Here is a 19,423-nt window from a genome sequence, read left to right as displayed (position 1 = left end):
AGTTGCCTCCACAATTTTCAAATATATTACATTCTACCACAATTAGTGCTAAAAATAAACAAAAGAAAAGTAAGAAAATCATTTCTTACTTGTTTAATCAAATTCAATATTATCAACTTCAATATTAATGTGTTGAACATCAACATCTGTCATCTGTTTAATAGCTACAGCTATTTTTTCCTGAATTTCTTTTGTAATTGATGAAATATTGACACCATATTTAATACGTACATGGATACAAATATAAACCTCATTATCCTTAATTGTACAATTCACAACTTTCTTTGTACCCGGAATTTGAATCCCCTTAGATGTATCTAAAGAAACATTTCTCATTTCATTAACAGTTCTTTTTGTAATTTCATCAAACACTTGAACATTCATAAGAATTTTTCCATTAACGCGTCCTTGTGTATAAGTATAATATTCATTATGTGCCATAACATTACCTCTTTTCTATCTACTATTGTATATAAAAAGTGACAAAAATACAAGTTTTATTCTTCAATAAATTTAACTTCCACCTGATAAGAATCACCAACTAAATTCAATACTTCTTTGATAACCTTTGAGGCATCCGTTTGAGTTGCATCTTTTTTTAAAATTGTTATTTTAATTGTCTGCTGATCAATTTCAACATAACTTTCCGCATAGCCCATTTCTTTAAGTTTTGATACAATTGATTTTTCTTTTTCAGTTACATTCTTCGTTTCACTGATTGTTTCTAAAGCCTCATTAATAGATTCAGATGTACTTGATTCTTTTGCAATAATTTCATTGTTCTTTGTAATAATATCTTCTCTTTTTTGATCTAATTGATTCTGTAATTGTTCAATGGTAGATATATCATTTTGTACAACCTCATTTTCAGATGTCGGTGGCAACATAATATAATAGATGGATAACACAAGAATAAGACTAAATAATGTTAAAAATGTAAAAGCCTGTTTATTCATATTCATTCTCCTTTTTTCTATATACTATATGAACAAACAGACTTAATTATGAAAAAAAAGAGCTTACGCTCTTCCTTGATATTTCCCATCTACAGTATTGACAAGAACCATTTCACCTTCATTAATAAATAAAGGCACTTTGATTTGATATCCTGTTTCAATTGTTGCATTTTTTGTTGCCCCTGTTGCTGTATCACCTTTCACTGCTGGTTCTGTTTCAGTTATCTGGAAAGCCACATTGACTGGTAATTGGACACCCAAAACTTCACTTTGATAACTTGTAACTTCAACTTCATCAGATGGTTTTAAAAAGTTCTTTTCCCATTCCAGACGACTACCAGGAATTTCAATTTGTTCAAAAGTTTCATTATCCATGAAAACAAGCATATCTCCTGAATCATAAAGATATTGCATTTTTCTTTTTTCAATCATCGCTAAATCAACTTTGGCAGTAGGATTATAAGAAACTTCTGTAATTGCACTTGTTCTCAAGTTTTTTCTTTTTACCATATATTTTCCTGATAAACGTCCTTGTTTATTCTGTTCATTAGAAATACATAAAAATAAATCATTATTTTCTGTATATGCATTTCCTGCTTTTAATTCTTTGATATTAACAGCCATAATTTTCTCTCCTTTGCTATTATTCTTTAGAATTATAGCAAATTTCTATCATGTTGTAAATAAATCATATGGGAATATCATCTTTTAACAGAATAAGACAATCATAAAATCAAAAGCCAATAGACAATAAACAAGTATTTTCAGCTTTTGTTTCTTATGATCATCAATAGGTGCTTTTTCACGATAACAGGTTAATAAAAAGCATAAAATCAATAAACCAAAAACAATATAATAAATCATATGTAACCTCCCTCAATATATTCAAAATTCAAGACAGTGCCTGTTTCTACTTCAATTTCTGTTAAAAATTGATACTGATAATCTATTGTTTCAATAGTGGTAACCACTTCATAATGATCACCCAAATCATCTACCGTTGTTTCAATTTGATAATTTTGAAAAGAATAATCATCACTTAATAAAATATCATTTTGAACACTGTCACTATAATATTTCACAAGAAATATTTCTAGATTTTTTTGTTTCATAAGTGTATCAATAGATTTCAAATTACGACCTGATTGCAAAATAGAAAATGCTGTTATAGATAATGCGAATGTCAACATCATGAAAACAATTAAAACAATCTGCAAAACAGATCCACTATGATTCTGGAATAATCTCTGATATATTTTCATCTGTTTCCTCTGCTTCTTGATGCATATTGGCATATGTTAGTAAAAATGTGTAATTTTGATGATCTCTTGTCATATGTATATAAACGAAATCATTTTCTACAGAAAAAGAAACATCATCAATATCAAACAATAATATTTCAAATCCAGGTTTTTTAACCAGTCTTTTTTGATCCAACTGTAAAGATGTTTCTTCTTCTTCAAAATTCATATAACGAAAAGTATCACCAGCTTCTAAATATGCACACCCTAGTGTATATTGACTACATTGTTTTGCAGCTATGTAAATATCTTCATTATTTTGCGTATGATGTGTATAGGCATATCGTATAAGCTGAAAAAGACTTGTTAATGATAAAAGAATAATAAGCGTAATAGACAGTGATAATAATACCTCTACTAACGTAAAACCATTTCTATGATGCTGATGTAATCTTGAGAATATGTGTACTCACTCTCCTTTTCTAAAATCGTTTGATAATTGTCTTGAATATGCCTTTCTTTTTGATATAAAACAGAAAATAATCCTACAAAAACGATAATAACAGTAATAAAAATTTCAAACGCCAGTAAACTCTCAATTAATGTTGCTCCATGATTATCGGACATAAAAAGTTCCACTTCCAATCTGATAAACAAATTCATAACGCTGACTTCCACAGTAGTAAATCAATGTTTTTGCACCTTGAATATTTCCATTTTCATTAAAACTCAATTGATGTGATTCAAATGAATCATTATCATCAAGCTGTAATGTTTCTTTTGACTGATTCCATCTATAAACAATATTTTGCTTTGAAAATAAAACATCAACCTGTGTTTTTTGCGTCATGGCTGTGAGTTTTGCCTGATAAAGAAATTGAATCATTTCATTGATTTTGATAGTATCACTTTTTTGTGGAACATGAATACGCATTGAAATACAAAACATCATACAGATAATAACAAGTACAAAAAGTGTTTCAATCATTGTAAAACCACCTTTATTTAACATAGGCTTGACCATTTTTAATAGCGATTTTTTTGCCATTTGGACAGACACCTTGTTTTTCTGTCAGATAGGGTTGACTGCCACTTGTTAAATCAGAGATGTTTCTAGGTAATTTACCATTTTCAATTTCATAAAGTAAAATTTGTGAATTGACAACTTCAATTTGAGCATCACATCCTTTATTTTTGACAACTGTATTTTTAGATGTCACATTAGGAATAACAAGTAATAAAATAATAAGTATAACACTAATACAAAAAAGAATTTGTGCATTGTATTTTGATAGCAATACGATATTAATATATTTCCCTATTCTACTTGATATACATAGCTTTTGTAATGCTATGGTATCTTGGTATAAATATGATATAAATATAATTTGTTAACAAATTGATGACAAAAAAACGTTTGTGATGACAAAAAAGTTCTAGCACTAGCTAGAACTCTAATACTGATTGAACTTCATCATCTAAACACATTAGACGATCTGCAAAGTAGTCTAAGACAATTTGAATATCTTCTACTTCTACATCATCTTTTACATTGCAAATTAAGTTTAAAATAGAATTATGTAATTGTAACTCATTGCTTATCTTCTGAAGTTCCTGAACATATATATTCATAGTAGTCTACACCTCCCCTCTACTATTTATATACGCAAAAATTTTTCATTTTTCTTTTTTTATTTGCAAAAAAGTTTAAAAATTTTTAAAAACACAAAAAAACACCTCTAACCACAATGGCTAGAGGCTTTTTTCTATATATTTCTTGTCGAATTCGTAGGTATAAAATGCGGAATTATTGTATCTAACAATGACAGTATCTGGTGTCTCTTTGATAACATACAATGGACGAGAGTATAACCATAATTCCATATGATCTCCATCCACTGTTGGAGCTAGATATTCTATCTTTACAAAAATGTATTTTACCATATCTTAAGCCTTTTTGAGTTTGCCAGATTTCGCAAGTGATTTAAGTTTTTCGTTCTGTGATGCAGTACCAGTGTAATTAGAAATACCGTTGGCTTTCGCCACTGGTCTACGTTTTTCCCAGCTGCCATAATAACTGCTTGGAACACCAATAGCTTTAAAAATGGCATTTAATGAATTGCTGCTGCCTGTGTATTTCTTGTAGTAAGAAGATGATCCATTACTACTAGAGCTAGAAGAGCCTACTTTTTTAAGCTTTCCAGTCTTAGCTAAGGATTTTAATTTTTCATTTTGGCTTGCAGTACCAGAATAATTACTAATTCCATTAGCTTTTGCTAAAGGTTTTCTCTTTTCCCAATTACCATAGTATGTACTTGGTACTCCAATATCTTTAAGAATAGTATCCAATGATGTACTGTTTCCAGTATATTTTTTGTAATATGAAGTAGAAGATGAGCTAGTACTTGATGATGATCCAGAAGTAATTAATGAGTCATTAACCCATCCTGTACCACCATTAATCAAGTAAGGATATTTAGCTCCTGATACAATTCTTGTAATCTTACCTTTCTTTACTGCAATATTAGTTGTATGAGAGCTTGCAGTAGATGAAGTGGCAAGTCCTTTGAATGATACAGTTTCACCCACCTTATGTTTTAATCCTGATGCAGAAGTAGATGGCTTGCTTGTATTGACTACATTCCCACCACCATACATTTCATTGTATCTGTTTTGTACTAATGTTCTATATTCAGATTCACTAACTCCTTGAGAAATTAATCTGTGAGGGCAGTTCTTTCCACTCCAATGTTTATGATAGAAAACACGAGTTACTGGAATACCTTCATCATGACAGATCTTAGCAATAACTGTTAATGCATTATCACACGCCTTGACATATCTGTCTCCACCTGATTTTGAGTAGCAAGTTTCTACTCCGATAGATGTTCTATTACCACCAGTAGCTTTAGAACCATCTCCAGCATGCCAACCATTTCTATTAAATGGCAACCCCTGAACAGCTCTGTAATCATCTACAGCAACGTGATAAGAAACTTCAAGACTATTACCAATCATGTATGAAATTTCTGACATTGCAGATGCATCATTGGCAGTATCATGACGTGTTACTGCACTAGGATTCATCGAGTAAGGACATTTAATATCATATTTTGAACTTGGTACAAGCATTTTAGTCCATGTAATAGTTTTAGCCATTATTGATCATCTCCTTTACCAACTTCATCATCCCAAGCTGAGAAGTCATTTTCCTGCATGTTCTGATGATAAAGTTCTTCATCAAATTCAACTTCTTCTTCAATAAATTCGTAATTTTCTGCCATACAATTTCCTCCTAATTTTTCTAATTTAAAAGAGTAGTCAAATCGACTACTCTTGTTCCTGATTAACAACTTTATCAGCAACTTCTAACCCTTTAACTAATACTGTTGGGACATTGTATCCTGCCTCAACAAAGTTTTCTAGAATACTTCTCAATTCATTAACCAACAGAGAAGCAAGAACAAAGTAACCTAATAATGTTGTAACGCCTAGGTCCATTCCTAAAGTGTTACCAATCTCGATAAAGACTGCACTTGCTGCAAAGGCAACAAGGATCATCAACCAGTATCCTAGCTTCTTTAATACTCCTTGCCACCCTTTCATGCTATTTTCTTTTCCAGCCATTCTGGATTTCATCCATCCTGTTATCCAGTCAGCGATATTAAACAACAAGAAAATAGCGAACAAAATCCAATGTTCGCCAAACACAAAGCTTAGAACTGCTACAATACCACCAACAATGGCATTGTATGTATCCATGTAATTCATTTTCTTCATATACCTCACCTTCTTATTTTTATATATAAAAAGCACTCTATTAAAAATAAAGTGCATGAGAACTAATTATTTCTTTTCTAACCAGATAATAGTAAAAGCAATAATACTTCCATCTTATTTCGATGTAGCTTATGACTTAAGAGGATAGATGAAAGTGACAATCTCTCCATAAGTTAAAACTTTTGGAATCCATGCATATACTTTTCCCGAACTCTTTATCATTGTATTCATTATTTTATTAACATCTGATTCGGATGATTGAATGCTCACAAATCCATATGCATTTCCATACGGATAATATCGACTATCATTTATAAGTTGAGATTCTTTTTCACTAGAACTATCACCACTACGAATCATTAAAGTTATATACACAATTCCATTTGAACAATATGCATTATGCACATCATACCAATCATTAAGATTTAATTTATCTTTTATGTCGATTAACTTTTCATCTTCTTCCGTCATGATTTTAAGTTCAGTGCCATCTTTCTTATATACATTCTCCATAAGAACTTTAGATTGTTTTGTGATTGTTTATATTTTTCTAATAGATGTCCATTTCAAATTATTTCTAAAACCAATATATAGATTTTTTAGTGGATCAACAGCCAATAAAACCATATCGTTTGATGCTCCATTGTTTATTAAAACACCTCTACTAAATACAGGAATTGTAACTGATTCAATAGTTATATCCTTTCCAACATAAAAGAAAAGACTTGAATCATTATAATTTAGAGGCAATTCGCTTATCGTTACTGCATTTTTACCAAGCTTTAAATCTACCTCTTCTTTCTCTACAATTTGCTTTAATGTTCCATCTTTACCATATACTTCTAACATAACCAATCACGTGCCAAATCTAAAGATTGACACCACCTTTCAAGGAAACTACATCTGTAGCCTCCCTTCGTAAGGATTTTGTAATAGAGAGGTACTTTTGTACCCCCCCGCACATTTTCTTGTTAAACATTTTTATTCTCCTTTCCATTTATTCGGAAAGAATACAAAATCCAGTTTTTTGTGCTTGTATCAACTTAATCTACATACAAGATTTATATATGCCCTGTCTTGCGTTCCTAATTCGTTTCTATCACTTACAATAATAGAATTTGAACTAACAAATGTATAGCCAATAGAATTGACATTCCAGTTTGTTGCATTACCTAATCCACAGTAACTAGTGCCTAATATAAAATTATTATCTGCGTATGCAACATAGTCATCTTCTACAGTAAAAACTCCATTATTCTTTTTTATACCTGCAATAATAAACGCTAATTCATCTGTTGCATAACTATAATTATACAATAATTCATATCCAGGATTAGGAGTTATAACTATATCTTTCATGCCTTGTATTAGATTTATTTCATTTCCATTTTTATTGAAAACTCTCATTTTTTACGCTTTAAAGCAATAAAAGAAAGTAGGTTATTTCCATCGTCCGATTGCTATTACAGATCCATTTCTTTCTAACCTGAATCCTTCAGTTTCATCCTTTAAGTAAACATTAACACTTACATTCGTTGCTGCTCCAGTCGTTGCAAAACCATACGCCTGATGTGCATACTCATGGAAAGCAAAACATTCAGGTGCACTTATAAATGGTTCTGGGAAAGAACATTTCTTTAATTCTGTTCCAGCTTCTAAATATACATGAAACCAACATATCATTGTTCCATCTGGAAATTTGATATAGTTATTTCCACTTTGTATATCGTCATCCTCCAACAACTCTTTTTTGTTGCCTAATTTATCAAAAACATTTATCATATTTTCTCTATTAAATAGAGAGATTATTTCCAACGACCTATGGCAATCCATTTGAAATCTATAGACTTTGTATTTACATCTATTGCTTTACTGGCATATAAATCAAATCCATTTGTATTAATACCAGCAATGCTATATATAATTTCCGAATTATAAGAGAAAATATTCTGTATTGATACAGAGTATCCAGAATCTATAAAATTTTTTGGAAAATTTATATGTATCGATGCTTCACCTGTATTCTCAATTTTTCCAACACCATATAAAATCATTGTTCCATCTGGATATTGTACATAACCTCTATCGCCTTTAATATCACTATCCTGCAACAAATTAACAGTGTTTCCATTCTTTTCACAGACCGTTTTCAATAATCATCACGGTGCTCTCTATCTAATAGAACACCTACTTTCTTTATAAGGGTAATTGCTAAAAAGCAACCCCCCCCCGCGTAAAATTTAATATTTTGTTTTTTCAAATTTTTCGATTGCTTGGCTATGGTTTTAATAAATGACAATTATCTTTTGAATAAGCAGAGAATTATCATTTATGCTATTACTAACATATTTTAAAACATTATTATATGATAATTCTAAATTAATTAGAGAATCACTATGATTTAAAACATATCCTCCTGTAAAACCACCAATAACACCTTTAAATATCTCGTTTGATGATAACTTTCCAAATACAAATATGATTTTATTTTGGTTATTTTCTGGAATGCCATAATTTCTTAAATCAATGGATTCACCTTTTGACAAATCTGTTTCAATTAATTTTATATTTGCAATAGCACTTAAATTTCCGTTTTTATCATATACAGTTTGACTCATAGCCAATCATCTCTTTCTAAGAAAGAAGAGAAGATTAAGCAATCTTCCCTCCTTTCTTTTGGGAGAATACAAGCACTAGAATTTCTACTAGATTTTGTACCCCCCCGATGAATTTTTTGATGTTAAGTTTCATTGTTTATTACTCCTCTCTGTTAGGATTTAAATCATCTAAAAGACTGTCTGCATCATTTTGCAAGAAGAAAGGCATTCTTTCCTGTAATGCAATCAATGCATCATTCGTCTCCTTCTGCGACTGAATATATTTGAATTTCTTGTTTATCGAAGTGATGTTGATTCCTTCGATATTGACAGCATACAAAGGAAGTTCATTCACTGTCGCACCTGTGAATGTATCTCCTGTTGTATAATCAGGTTCTCCAGCATCATTTGTTCCTCTTATGACACGAATGTCAAATGTTTCAGTTATTCCATCCGTTTCAAAATGCGCAACAATAAGATCTGTACGATTCACACCAGTAAGACCGTTTTCTATTGCAATTTCTTCATAGCTTCCTGGAACAATTCGCATGAAGCGCCCCTGATTTATTAGCAATCCATCTTTAATTTTAATAAGATTGTTGGTTACGATTTCCGCATCTAATTGATTGCCATATTTAAACACTCCATCGTATCCCCATGTAAGATGATGCAGATAAGCATCTATCTCCGCACTGACGTTGCTGCCATCCAATGTAATAGCTTCTAGCATTTAATCACCTACCTTGTACTCTATTTTCACAGACTGAATATTATCATTCAGCGTTGCTCTTAATATCTTCTTTGTAATTTGTTCCTTGAATGAAATACCAGTTATTTCTTCTTTTGCACCAACGATATCAAACAATTCAGCATCGTCGGATGTGAAATTGATAGAAACACTATCTGTACCATTTTCTTCAGCGACTTTCTTTATTGCACTGTTAGTCAATTCAGTAGCATTTTCCTGGTTTGTATCTTCATATTTGTAGGTGTTTAGATTCAGGCCAGTATATGCTGCTTCAGATTCTGTAGTAGTCCATGTACCATCAGATTTTAGATAAAGATTAATTCTAAGTCTTTCTGTCATTTCACCTTTTCCAAGACACAAAATATGATTGTATGATCTTTTAGGTGTTTCAACCGTCATTGATAGACCGTAGCTGTCATCAACCTGAAGCAATTCAGAAAGGTCAATGATAGGCAATGCCTGAAGATGTACCTTTCCGTCATAAAACTTAATATCCAGCCTCGAAGGAATGTTAGCTCTATACAGCATAGTTTCAAGTGCCTCAAGCAAATTATAATCCCTTATTTGATAGTTCACGGTTATGTCACTTAGACCAACATTGTCAACAACATAGAGATCATCAAATCTCCCACTTATAAGTTCCTGGATAGCAGTATTCGCTTCCTTGTTAAGTACCAGATAGGATTGCCCATTTGGTGGCTGGATATATTCCTTTTCCAGAAGTCCTCTAAATGTAGGCCCCTTTAATACAACTTCATTGTTCGATGTTTCAATTTTGAATGAATCAACTATACCACCATATTCTGATTCATTGCCAAAGAATATAGATCCTTTATTAAATTGATTATCCCAATTTAACTTGTTCAGTGTAATCTCGAAATCATTGCTTGCCACTTCATATTTACCGTTTTCGATATCAATAGATCCCTTCGATATATAGCCGAGTTCAGTGTAGTTTCTATCTGTATAAGTAAATTCTATAGCCATTTCGGTTTGCTCCTTTTCTCGATGAATATAAGTTCACCAGTATCAATTCCATCCCATGTCACCTGTACTGTTCCCGGAGGAATCTTAGAGAAGAAATCAGAACGTTCCTTGGATCTATACATGAAAGCATTCGTTACAGTTCCAAATGAAGAAACTTTTGTAATCTTCTTGGTTTCAGTATTTATTTCAAAATACTCGCTGTTGCTGATTGATGACATAATTTGATAGATGATATCTCCAATCTTCACGAACGGATTGACTGCAGGGCCGAACATACGGATGATGACATCAGAAGATATTGCAACATCATTATTAATGCTGAGCGAACTTCTATTGTTGCTATAGATATATGGATATTTGTATTCATACATCTTGATGCCTGTATTCTTTTCATCAATCTGCTGTTGATTCAATGTATAGCTTAGTTCTCTTCTCCATAGTGGAAAATCAGTGGTAACCGTAAGCTTAACTTTCAGTCTCTTTCTATTCAGATTTACATCATTGTTAGCAACAGCAATAATATTGCAAAAGAGGAAGTATTCCCCAATATAGAATCTTCCTCTCTCATTTGCATAGACATCATAATCAAACACATCACTTGCTTCATCGAATTTGTTTACATCAATATCTCCCTCGAGAGTATAATTTGTTATCGCGGTCTTGAAGGAAGTAATGCTGTCATCAGTGGTAACATTCGTAAATGTATTGCTGAACATATCATCAATATTCGTAAGTGGAAGGTCCTCGATGAAGTCAACCTTCTGATTGGCAGTATTGATATAGTAAATATTGCTCATTCTATTGCACCTCCTTGACGACTCTTCCAAATTCTCTCTGGTTCAACGAAACAGTTATTCCGGCCTTACTGAATGCATTGACCATTTCATTTCCTAGCCTTGTGTAATCTATTGGATCATTTCCAGGTGTACCTAGACCAGGGTTATATGGACCATTGCCCTGATTTCTATTCACGCTAGTATTAACTTCGTTTTTGAAGTTGTCTACCATTCTTCTAGTATTAGAAACCATTTCATTTTCTGTGTTAGGCATTTCTGCTTCAAATCCAACTGCAATACCTTTAGGAAGATATTTACCGACCTCATCGGCCATAAGCTTAGATGGAGAATGGATTCCAAAGAAGCTCTTGATTCCATCAAGGACTCCTTTTCCAAACGACTTGATCTTGTTACCAATCCATCCAACCATATCATTGATCCCGTTCCATAGACCTTTGACAAGGTCAGACCCGATAGATGCCATCTTTGATGGAATAGACTTGACACCATTAACAACAGCATTCAATAATTTTGTAGCTGCAGCCTTTCCTTTGCTTGCAAGGCTAGAACCCCAAGAAACAACCTTAGAAGCTGCACTTGTTAGCCATGTGGCAATTTTACCAGGTAGCTGCTTGATATAGTTGATAATGCCATTTATGAAATTTGAGGCAATGCTTTTTGCCTTATTCAGCATATTGCTTCCCCAAGTTGTCACTCTTGTGTATGTATTAGATAACCATGTAGCGACTTTTCCTGGGAGCTGACTAAACCAACTAATAATAGAATTTACAGTTTGCGAAATCCACTGCACCGCTGAGTTATACATATCAGTCAGCCATTTTGTTACAGTGGCAATCATAATATCTACTGTTTCCTTTATTTTGTCTGGAAGCTGTGCAAACCATTCAGCCACCATGCTTATAAAGTTTGGTATATCAACAGTAGCAAAATTATAAAGATCTATACCCCATTGAATGATCTGTCCTAATGCAAGACCGATTACATAACCGATCATGTATGGAAGTTGATTGAAGAAATTAATAATTCCATTTAGGAAATTAGACCCTATTTCTATGGCTTTTGCTAATAAATTCTGGCCCCATAAAACTATGTTGCTCCATGTGTTTGTCAACCACGTTCCGATTACACCAGGAAGCTGAGAAAACCACGTGACTACAGAATTAAACGCATTTGGAATTGTCTGTGTGAAAAAAGAGGCTATACTGTTTCCAAATGATTTTAGCAATTCCACGAATGAGTAAAATGCACTTGGAATGGTTTCTGTAAAGAATCCTGCAATTGCCGTAGCAGCAGAACCCAACGCAGATAGTATCGAATTCCAGCAGCTGATAACAAAGTTTCTGAAGTCTTCTGAAGTATTCCAGAAATAAATGATTGCTGCAACTATAGCTGTAATAGCTGCAATGGCTATCATGACAGGACCACCTGCCATTGATACAAGTGCAGATCCTAATCCTTTTAATCCGCCACCCGCACTTATTGCGTTTGCAGCAAGAGTTGCGAATATTCCTTTTCCTTTTTCCAATATTCCTAAAAATGAAGTAATATTAGAAAATCCAAGACTTCTTAAACCACTGAATGTATTGTATAAGGTTTTGACATTCTTTATAGCACCCTTGACGGCCAGAGCCGACTTGAATGCAATAAAACCAGATGTCAGACCAGCTAAAATTCCAATTATTCTGTTGATGGTTGGATACCATTCTTCGATATTGACAATGAAATCATTAATAACCGGTAAGACATTATTAGTAATATAATTTACGAATTCTGTTAATGCTGGAGCTACCTTTTCGTAGATGCTTATTGCGATTGTTTCTAATCCACCACCAAGCTGTTCCATTGCCGATGAAAGATTCTGCTGCATGACTGCCGCTGTTTCCTTTGCAACACCATTACAGTTATCCATGCTTTCTGCAATTGCATCGTACTCATCTTGCGAAAGGTTGAGCAATGCAAGAAGTCCTGACATTCCTTCCTGCCCAGCAAGAATTGCTCCATAATATGTTTTCTGTTCATCAGTCAATCCACTGAATGATTTACGCATTTCCTTTACAATCTGATCAAGAGATTTGAATGATCCATCTTGATTAGTAAGGCTTATGCCAAGATCATTCATTGCGACTGAAACAGATTCCGTCGGCTTAACCATTCTCGTTAGAACTGTTCTTAATGATGTACCTGCTTGTGACCCTTTGATACCTGCCATTGACATAGCAGATACAGCGGTTGTGACATCCTCGATTGATAGACCCATCGTTCTGGCAACAGGAGCTATATATTTGAATGTTTCGCCTAGATCAGCAATATCAATGGTTCCTGCATTTGCTGCTTGAGTAAGCAAGTCAGCTACTCTTGTAGAGTCTTTAGCTGCTAGACCAAAACCAGTTATTGCATCGGCAACGATAGTTGATGTTGTAGCGAGTCCCTCACCACTTGCAGCTGCAGCATCAAGGACACCTTCCATACCTTCAAGTATCTGCTGAGTGTTCCATCCTGCCTTTGCCATTTCTTCCATGGCTGCAGCAACTTCTGGAGCACTATATTTTGTGCTAGCTCCAAGCTCCTTGGCCTTTTCAGTCAAGGCTTCCAGATCCTTACCAGTAGCACCACTGATAGCCTGCACTCTTGACATTGCTGCTTCGAATTCTGCACCAACGTTATAAATGTATCCCGCTGCCTGCTTAGCCATTGCTCCGATTCCAATAGCTAATAAGGTCTTTTTAACTTTAGAAGCGAAGCTTGAAGTTTTACCCTCAACTTGCGCTAATCTTTTTTCAAACTCATCTTGTCTCAACTGAAGGTCTATATAAATATAACCATCAGCCGTATTACTAGGCATGTATCCACCTGCCTTTCTACTCTTTTAGTTTTGCAAGCAGTTCAGCTTCAATCTCCTTTTGCGTTCTTTTTGGAGGCTGATTCTTCCTGATTGCATAGAGTTCCTTAAGATGTCGAGCCTCTTTTCTCTGTTCCTTTGGAAGTTTATTGATATCGGTTGTTCGATATCCGACAATCTTGACAAACTGTGTCTCTCTAGTAAGACCATCAAAAAGCGATTTGTACTCAAACCAGTGCAGTCGCGCACGTCTTAGGTTTATGCCATACTGCTGCATGAACGCAGCACAGATAAGGTCGTAATCTTCATCATAGTCATAGGCAATATCGGTATTGGTTTTCTTGGTTTCAGTCGATTTATCATCGTTTTTGAAAAGTCTCCAAAAAGAAAGGATGCCAGACATTATGGCATCCATTGGTTCATCAAATATATTTTCATTTCCAAAGAACAAATCAAGATTATTCGACATAACATATATCTTAAAATTTGGAGGAATGTTATCATCCATGAGAATTCTCTCAACGTCAATCCATGTACGAAAATCAGTCCTCAATTTATAACTATTTCTTTTTATTCTTATACTTCTGGGAAGATTTCTTATTGCGGACATAATTTCTCATACCTCTATTCTTATTTCCATATTTGTTGTCAGCGTATTTGGCCATGTCAGCAATCTTGGTCATGGAGTTAATGATTTCCTTTAGTCTCTCCATTTCTTCTTTGTTTCTTGCTTCGGCTGCTTCACGCTCTTCTTTCATGAAATTATCCAAATAGATTTTGGCCAACTCATTAACAAGAAGATACATCTTCATGTCAGGACCTTTGAAAAGCTTACTGCAAGTTCCCTCACCAAGAACAGTATCAATGACATCTGCACAGTCATCCAGTAATCCGTCAACATCAGTTTCGATATTGGCAGGATGATCATTGTGATTCTCCTTGAATTCCAATAATGCCTTGAACACATCTGGATCATCTAGATCCATTTCAAATCTAATACCATCAATAACGATGGTCTTAACATTCTTGCTAAGTGATAAAGTGATAGTTTCATCAATTTTCTGATTTTCAACTTGATTCATCTCTTGAGTATTCTCTTTCATTTCATATTCCTCCTACTGTTTCTTTAAATTTTATAATTCATCCTGTTGTTCACTATCAGCAGTAAATGTTTTTGTGCTGATGTCAAAAACTCCAGGAACAACTGAGCCCTGTTGAGCAAAAGTTCCTTCGATTGCAAGTTTTGCTCCACCTTCTCCTGATCCTGGGTTATCAGGCTGCACTTCATAGATGTGCTTATAAGCCTTATATTTGCCTGTTTCAGTGCTGTTCCATGTTTCAATCTCAATTTCTTCAAACTGAGCACCGACAATTTCGTTTTTACCGATTAAATAGATCCAATAGTTGAATGGATCAGACGGATATGCAATCCCAGAGTAAGATACTGATCCAGCATATCCCAGCATGTTTGAATGCTGAGTCTTTTCATGGATGTATTGTCCGTCTTCTGTATTTGGATTAGATGACTGTGTCCAGTCAGTCAATCCATCTCCGGCCAATACATAGGATTCAAATGTTACACCAGTAATTTCAGTCAAAGGCTTTACATAATGAAGATTTTCTTCTGTTTTCAATTCTCTTTTTGGTAATGTAACTGCCATTTATTCAAAATCTCCTTTCTTTCTATAAGTAAATCTATAAGACGCTACAAATGTAGCTCTATTATTTTCAACACCAGTTGCATCACTTGGAGTGGCTGTCATCTCCAATGATACTGGCTCTATCTTTTCATTTGTTATTTTTAGATTAGGAAAACCATTGTCGGTTTCCTCATTAAACAAATCCGCAAGCATATTCAATGGCTGAACAATGTTAAGCGTCGCCTTCGTATCCTTTACCTCGTCACGATAGTAAACAACAAAAGGTATTTCCGCTTCATATCCTCCCTTAATGTTTGCGTTCAATTTTTCAACAGTTGCTGATTCCTTCTTAAAAGCAATGCATGGAATTTCATTTGCTTCCAGATATTCGTTATGCCACTTTGCTTTTGTACCAACATCTAGCTTTCTCACATAATTGTAAAGGTCAATTCCCAGCTGAGTGAGTTCAGCTGAATCAACAAATTTCTTTTCGCCCATTTCTTTCACCTACTTGAACAGTTTTTTTGCAATATCTATCCATTTATTCAGATTCTTTTTCTTCGATTTTTCAAACCACTCTGGGCCACCATATGAATATGTCAGATTTCGATTGATTGTTTCCTTTGTTTCGCCTTTTTTGGCCCAGGAACGACGTGTTGTAATACCTACCATGACCTTTCCGTAATATAGAAATTTTGCATATACTTTTCGATATACAATCTGCATCTTTTTCGTTCCTGTACTGCTTAATACAGATTTTTTCAAGCCACCATCACGCATTGGAACATATGGATCTGTATCCTTGATGATTTCATTTTTCAAAGTTGTCAAAGCCAGGTTGCCTTTGTTTCTGTATCTTTTTGTTACAGCACCGGCAGAAAAGTCAATATCAATTTTTACATTATTGTCCTTAGCCATTGCAGTTAACCTCAATAAACTCTGGTCTATTTCCAAAAGGCTTTATTTCCTTAACAGATGTCACGACATATTCAATTCCGTCAAATACAATCGTATCACCAACAAAGATAGAAAACTTTCCATCTTCAGGAACGTATTTATTTGAATTGATATATCTGCATTTTAGGCCATTTTTCTTAGCATATAGATCATTGCAATCAATAACCAATAATGAAGTAGCGGTATCTTCTTTTCCTTGATCAGACTGATTCAAGGACTTGTCATTTTCAAATTTGACATATTTCAATGTCGTTTCTTCATAAACAGGTTCAAAATTATCGTTTTCACCAAGCTTATGTCTAACGATTACAGAATGTGGTCTTAAAAATCTTGGACTTCTAGGCATATACCCACCTATTTAGATATCCTTTCTTTCTAAGCTCTTTGTTGATCAACATCTTGGCCATAGGTGAAACTGGTATTCCGTTAAAGAATGTAATCTTCTCATTGCCTCCTGATCCATAGGAAAAGGAAAACCCAGAAGTTGAAACCTGTGTAACATCCATGTCTGATTGTCCTGAATAGATAGCATCGCCACCGTTCTCGAACGAAAAATGAATCTGCTGCATGATTGCATCATCGATATTCAATCCATAGTCCTCGAAATTATCCTTCAGCTTGAATTGAAATATGAATTCTTCACAATAGCTTTGCAGAAAAGTCGTGGCATTCAATAAAAGGGAGTCAAACTCCCCTTTATCAATGTCATCATCAAAAGTTTCTGTATATTGATCATATTTAATCATGGCTACTCACCTTCATTGAATGTGATTCCAGTCATGTACACTTCAGTCATGGCACCATCTTCCTTCACAAGATGAAGGATAGCTTTTTCTGCAGTGGCTTTATCAGCCCCTAGGAATGCAACATTGACTGTTGGAGCCTTATCTACTGTTGCCTGCTTTTCAGCAGTCTTGACATACATTTTCAAGTTGTCTGTTCCATCATAAAGGAATGGCAAATAGTATCCAGACTGTTCTTCTACGACAGATGAGTTAAATCCTGTATATCCAGTAACCTTGTTTAAAGTTCCTGAAAGGATTTTACCATCAAATGTAACAGTACCTAGTTCTGATGCTTGCTTCCCGTAGCAGTCAGTTTCTGCATCAACAGCTGATAGATTAGAAGCAATTCCTGCATTGTCTTTCATTTCACCCTCAGTTAGCTGTTTTTTTTTACAATAACACGAGCGGCATTTGATACACGGAACCCATCATTGAATTCAACCTGTGCTAATGATCCAACAAATCTTTCTGAATCAATTACACGAATTTCTTCCAAGTTGTCAACTTTATGGAACGCTTTCCAGTCGTACATAATGAAATCTACTTTTGTTAGATCTTCAGTTTGCTTAGTACCTGCGTGATCATAATAAGTAGCTTCAGTTGTTTCCATTGCGTTAGCTTCTTTCCATAACATACCTAACCAGTAACCAACCTGCCCAGTTCTAACAGTTTCATCATTGTACACTGGAGTGAATTGATCACCTGCAGCTTCGAGCATTGCAGAAAATACATCAACGCTTGCTAATACTACGTTTGGTGAAGCTTTTCCTTTTCTTGCTTTCACACGCGCTTTCAAGATCATTGATTTCACGTTTTTAGAAGTGATTGAAGTTGTATCTCCTAAATCAGTTCCTTCATGTGTTAAACAGGCTAATCCAGCTGCCATTTCTCCCTGTTGACAGTCCTTGATAGCAGTAGATAGCGTTTGATCACCTAGCTGATATGAAACTGCATTGGCTGTTACTTTATAGATTTTTTTAGATTTTCTGAATGCATTGTTCAAGCGTAAATCTAATAAAGAGTTTTTAGTATCCTCATCAGTAAAATCACCAGCTGGTGTACCAGCACCAACCGCACCATCTGATTCTTCTTTATAGATTTTTACTAATCCAGAATTAGCATCACCTTGATATGTATCGTTATAAGTGATTCCTGGTTCAAAGATGTTATCAAAATATAAGTTTGGTTCAACGATTGAACTATATCTTTCATCAACATTAGTATTTCCGTAATTCATAATTACCTCCTAGTTTTTATTGAAATATTTATTTTTACCATATTTTCTTTGAAGATATGCTTCTTCATCAGTCATTTCATGCGATACTTGACTACTACCTTTGACTGATTGAATAGTTACCTGCTTTTTGTTCTTAAATTCAGGAACGGTATTCAATTTTGCTTCAAGTTCCTTTTTCATTTCTTCTTTGATAATAGCTCCTTTGTCATCAGTGAATTTGCTTCTGTCACATAATGCAATAAGCGTTTCAACTCGATCATCACGCACACCAAGTTCTTTGGCAATCTTTGAAGCTTCATCATTAACTTGCTTAGCAATCTCAGCTTCCTTATAGCGTTGGTTTTCTGCAAGAATATCATCAATTCTCTTTTGCTCTTCTTTTGCTTTGTTTGCCTGATTTTGCTTATATTGCTTAACGGCTTCATCGACCTCTTCTTTAGTTAGCCCCTGTTCCTTCAGCATACCTTTTAGAACAGCTGTTTCATGAGAAGCATTTCTCTTTGCAATTGCTTCGGCTAATTTGTCATAGTCAAAATTCAATTGAGATGGATTTGTATCAACAACAGTTGGATTAGTTCCATCCCCTCCGTCTCCGCCATCATTGCTAGGATTTGCAAACAACTGAATATTCAATGGGTATTTCAAAAAGTCTTGTGTCATAAATAAATTCCTCCTGTTTTACGTGTGTCACACGATAATATTTCAAGTTTTGAGTGTAGCTCACTATATTCCTGTTTTAGGTGTGTCTCACCATGTTCTTCAGGACAGTTTCATGTCGTAACTGCGATTGGACAAAATAAAAAGCAACCTTAATTTCGGTTGCTATGTTTTCTTCTATTTTTGCATAGGACTTTATCTT

At 34.2% G+C, this 19,423-nt stretch carries 33 protein-coding genes; all 33 read right to left on the bottom strand.

The window, feature by feature from the left end; genetic code table 11:
• Positions 1 to 93: 93 nt before the first annotated feature.
• Complete coding sequence (locus KEC48_RS04050) at positions 94 to 441, bottom strand: Asp23/Gls24 family envelope stress response protein (RefSeq protein WP_211964588.1); 348 nt, start codon at positions 439 to 441, stop codon at positions 94 to 96.
• 56 nt (positions 442 to 497) lie between these two features.
• Entirely contained in the window at positions 498 to 956 is a 459-nt protein-coding gene (locus KEC48_RS04045; RefSeq protein ID WP_211964586.1) for a SpoIIIAH-like family protein, read from the bottom strand.
• 63 nt (positions 957 to 1,019) lie between these two features.
• The gene (gene efp, locus KEC48_RS04040; RefSeq protein ID WP_087357435.1) at positions 1,020 to 1,580 is read right to left on the bottom strand and encodes an elongation factor P; all 561 of its coding nucleotides are present in this window, start codon (positions 1,578 to 1,580) and stop codon (positions 1,020 to 1,022) included.
• An 84-nt stretch (positions 1,581 to 1,664) separates the two neighbouring features.
• The gene (locus tag KEC48_RS04035) at positions 1,665 to 1,820 is read right to left on the bottom strand and encodes a hypothetical protein (protein ID WP_162607629.1); all 156 of its coding nucleotides are present in this window, start codon (positions 1,818 to 1,820) and stop codon (positions 1,665 to 1,667) included.
• A complete protein-coding gene (locus KEC48_RS04030) occupies positions 1,817 to 2,218 on the bottom strand; it encodes a hypothetical protein (protein ID WP_211964584.1) in 402 nt (133 codons plus the stop codon). Before KEC48_RS04030 ends, KEC48_RS04035 begins: the two co-directional genes overlap by 4 nt.
• A complete protein-coding gene (locus KEC48_RS16155) occupies positions 2,184 to 2,426 on the bottom strand; it encodes a hypothetical protein (protein WP_249191403.1) in 243 nt (80 codons plus the stop codon). Before KEC48_RS16155 ends, KEC48_RS04030 begins: the two co-directional genes overlap by 35 nt.
• Before the next feature lie 188 nt (positions 2,427 to 2,614).
• Positions 2,615 to 2,824: a hypothetical protein gene (locus KEC48_RS04020; RefSeq protein ID WP_211964583.1), complete on the bottom strand. Its 210-nt coding sequence runs from the start codon at positions 2,822 to 2,824 to the stop codon at positions 2,615 to 2,617.
• The gene (gene comGD, locus KEC48_RS04015; RefSeq protein ID WP_283092235.1) at positions 2,814 to 3,209 is read right to left on the bottom strand and encodes a competence type IV pilus minor pilin ComGD; all 396 of its coding nucleotides are present in this window, start codon (positions 3,207 to 3,209) and stop codon (positions 2,814 to 2,816) included. The genes KEC48_RS04020 and comGD overlap by 11 nt, the downstream gene beginning before the upstream one ends.
• Positions 3,199 to 3,495 (bottom strand): hypothetical protein, encoded by a 297-nt coding sequence (locus KEC48_RS04010; RefSeq protein ID WP_211964581.1) that lies wholly within the window; start codon positions 3,493 to 3,495, stop codon positions 3,199 to 3,201. The genes comGD and KEC48_RS04010 overlap by 11 nt, the downstream gene beginning before the upstream one ends.
• Before the next feature lie 148 nt (positions 3,496 to 3,643).
• Positions 3,644 to 3,829 (bottom strand): hypothetical protein, encoded by a 186-nt coding sequence (locus KEC48_RS04005; RefSeq protein WP_211964580.1) that lies wholly within the window; start codon positions 3,827 to 3,829, stop codon positions 3,644 to 3,646.
• Positions 3,830 to 4,144: 315 nt separating this feature from the next.
• Positions 4,145 to 5,356: an N-acetylmuramoyl-L-alanine amidase gene (locus tag KEC48_RS04000; RefSeq protein WP_211964577.1), complete on the bottom strand. Its 1,212-nt coding sequence runs from the start codon at positions 5,354 to 5,356 to the stop codon at positions 4,145 to 4,147.
• Entirely contained in the window at positions 5,356 to 5,481 is a 126-nt protein-coding gene (locus KEC48_RS16305; RefSeq protein ID WP_255374724.1) for a hypothetical protein, read from the bottom strand. The genes KEC48_RS04000 and KEC48_RS16305 overlap by 1 nt, the downstream gene beginning before the upstream one ends.
• A 46-nt stretch (positions 5,482 to 5,527) precedes the next feature.
• Positions 5,528 to 5,977, bottom strand: a complete 450-nt coding sequence (locus KEC48_RS03995; RefSeq protein ID WP_211965390.1) for a phage holin family protein — start codon at positions 5,975 to 5,977, stop codon at positions 5,528 to 5,530.
• A gap of 129 nt (positions 5,978 to 6,106) precedes the next feature.
• On the bottom strand, positions 6,107 to 6,490 hold the full coding sequence (locus KEC48_RS03990; protein WP_211964575.1) for a hypothetical protein: 384 nt from the start codon (positions 6,488 to 6,490) through the stop codon (positions 6,107 to 6,109).
• Positions 6,491 to 6,517: 27 nt separating this feature from the next.
• Positions 6,518 to 6,826, bottom strand: a complete 309-nt coding sequence (locus tag KEC48_RS03985) for a hypothetical protein (protein WP_211964573.1) — start codon at positions 6,824 to 6,826, stop codon at positions 6,518 to 6,520.
• A gap of 189 nt (positions 6,827 to 7,015) precedes the next feature.
• A complete protein-coding gene (locus KEC48_RS03980) occupies positions 7,016 to 7,336 on the bottom strand; it encodes a hypothetical protein (RefSeq protein ID WP_211964571.1) in 321 nt (106 codons plus the stop codon).
• A gap of 81 nt (positions 7,337 to 7,417) precedes the next feature.
• Positions 7,418 to 7,759, bottom strand: a complete 342-nt coding sequence (locus KEC48_RS03975) for a hypothetical protein (RefSeq protein WP_211964569.1) — start codon at positions 7,757 to 7,759, stop codon at positions 7,418 to 7,420.
• Between the two features lie 23 nt (positions 7,760 to 7,782).
• Entirely contained in the window at positions 7,783 to 8,088 is a 306-nt protein-coding gene (locus tag KEC48_RS03970) for a hypothetical protein (RefSeq protein ID WP_211964567.1), read from the bottom strand.
• Positions 8,089 to 8,262: 174 nt separating this feature from the next.
• On the bottom strand, positions 8,263 to 8,595 hold the full coding sequence (locus KEC48_RS03965; protein WP_211964565.1) for a hypothetical protein: 333 nt from the start codon (positions 8,593 to 8,595) through the stop codon (positions 8,263 to 8,265).
• A 139-nt stretch (positions 8,596 to 8,734) separates the two neighbouring features.
• The gene (locus KEC48_RS03960; RefSeq protein WP_211964563.1) at positions 8,735 to 9,286 is read right to left on the bottom strand and encodes a hypothetical protein; all 552 of its coding nucleotides are present in this window, start codon (positions 9,284 to 9,286) and stop codon (positions 8,735 to 8,737) included.
• 18 nt (positions 9,287 to 9,304) lie between these two features.
• The gene (locus KEC48_RS03955; protein WP_211964561.1) at positions 9,305 to 10,309 is read right to left on the bottom strand and encodes a hypothetical protein; all 1,005 of its coding nucleotides are present in this window, start codon (positions 10,307 to 10,309) and stop codon (positions 9,305 to 9,307) included.
• Positions 10,300 to 11,106, bottom strand: coding sequence for a hypothetical protein (locus KEC48_RS03950; RefSeq protein ID WP_211964559.1), 807 nt, complete (start codon positions 11,104 to 11,106; stop codon positions 10,300 to 10,302). The genes KEC48_RS03955 and KEC48_RS03950 overlap by 10 nt, the downstream gene beginning before the upstream one ends.
• Before the next feature lies 1 nt (position 11,107).
• Positions 11,108 to 13,948, bottom strand: a complete 2,841-nt coding sequence (locus KEC48_RS03945) for a phage tail tape measure protein (RefSeq protein ID WP_211964557.1) — start codon at positions 13,946 to 13,948, stop codon at positions 11,108 to 11,110.
• A 16-nt stretch (positions 13,949 to 13,964) separates the two neighbouring features.
• Complete coding sequence (locus KEC48_RS03940) at positions 13,965 to 14,555, bottom strand: Gp15 family bacteriophage protein (RefSeq protein ID WP_211964555.1); 591 nt, start codon at positions 14,553 to 14,555, stop codon at positions 13,965 to 13,967.
• Positions 14,506 to 15,048 (bottom strand): hypothetical protein, encoded by a 543-nt coding sequence (locus KEC48_RS03935; RefSeq protein WP_211964553.1) that lies wholly within the window; start codon positions 15,046 to 15,048, stop codon positions 14,506 to 14,508. Before KEC48_RS03935 ends, KEC48_RS03940 begins: the two co-directional genes overlap by 50 nt.
• Positions 15,049 to 15,078: 30 nt before the next feature.
• Entirely contained in the window at positions 15,079 to 15,606 is a 528-nt protein-coding gene (locus KEC48_RS03930) for a hypothetical protein (RefSeq protein ID WP_211964551.1), read from the bottom strand.
• Entirely contained in the window at positions 15,607 to 16,083 is a 477-nt protein-coding gene (locus KEC48_RS03925; protein WP_211964550.1) for a hypothetical protein, read from the bottom strand.
• Positions 16,084 to 16,092: 9 nt separating this feature from the next.
• Positions 16,093 to 16,503 carry a minor capsid protein gene (locus tag KEC48_RS03920; protein WP_211964548.1) on the bottom strand — a complete coding sequence of 137 codons (411 nt, stop codon included), beginning with the start codon at positions 16,501 to 16,503 and terminating at the stop codon, positions 16,093 to 16,095.
• Positions 16,496 to 16,888, bottom strand: a complete 393-nt coding sequence (locus tag KEC48_RS03915; RefSeq protein WP_211964546.1) for a putative minor capsid protein — start codon at positions 16,886 to 16,888, stop codon at positions 16,496 to 16,498. The genes KEC48_RS03920 and KEC48_RS03915 overlap by 8 nt, the downstream gene beginning before the upstream one ends.
• Positions 16,881 to 17,288 (bottom strand): hypothetical protein, encoded by a 408-nt coding sequence (locus KEC48_RS03910; protein ID WP_211964541.1) that lies wholly within the window; start codon positions 17,286 to 17,288, stop codon positions 16,881 to 16,883. Before KEC48_RS03910 ends, KEC48_RS03915 begins: the two co-directional genes overlap by 8 nt.
• Positions 17,289 to 17,290: 2 nt before the next feature.
• Positions 17,291 to 17,692 carry a hypothetical protein gene (locus tag KEC48_RS03905; protein WP_211964539.1) on the bottom strand — a complete coding sequence of 134 codons (402 nt, stop codon included), beginning with the start codon at positions 17,690 to 17,692 and terminating at the stop codon, positions 17,291 to 17,293.
• Positions 17,693 to 17,703: 11 nt separating this feature from the next.
• On the bottom strand, positions 17,704 to 18,564 hold the full coding sequence (locus KEC48_RS03900) for a hypothetical protein (protein ID WP_211964537.1): 861 nt from the start codon (positions 18,562 to 18,564) through the stop codon (positions 17,704 to 17,706).
• A 9-nt stretch (positions 18,565 to 18,573) separates the two neighbouring features.
• Complete coding sequence (locus KEC48_RS03895) at positions 18,574 to 19,224, bottom strand: hypothetical protein (protein ID WP_211964535.1); 651 nt, start codon at positions 19,222 to 19,224, stop codon at positions 18,574 to 18,576.
• Positions 19,225 to 19,423 lie beyond the last annotated feature (199 nt).

Origin of the sequence: Clostridium sp. C1 (genome assembly GCF_018223625.1) — a bacterium.
GTDB lineage: Bacteria > Bacillota_I > Bacilli_A > Erysipelotrichales > Coprobacillaceae > Allocoprobacillus.
The sequence above is the reverse complement of the archived record's forward strand: the minus strand, read 5'-3'. Positions and strand labels throughout refer to the sequence as shown.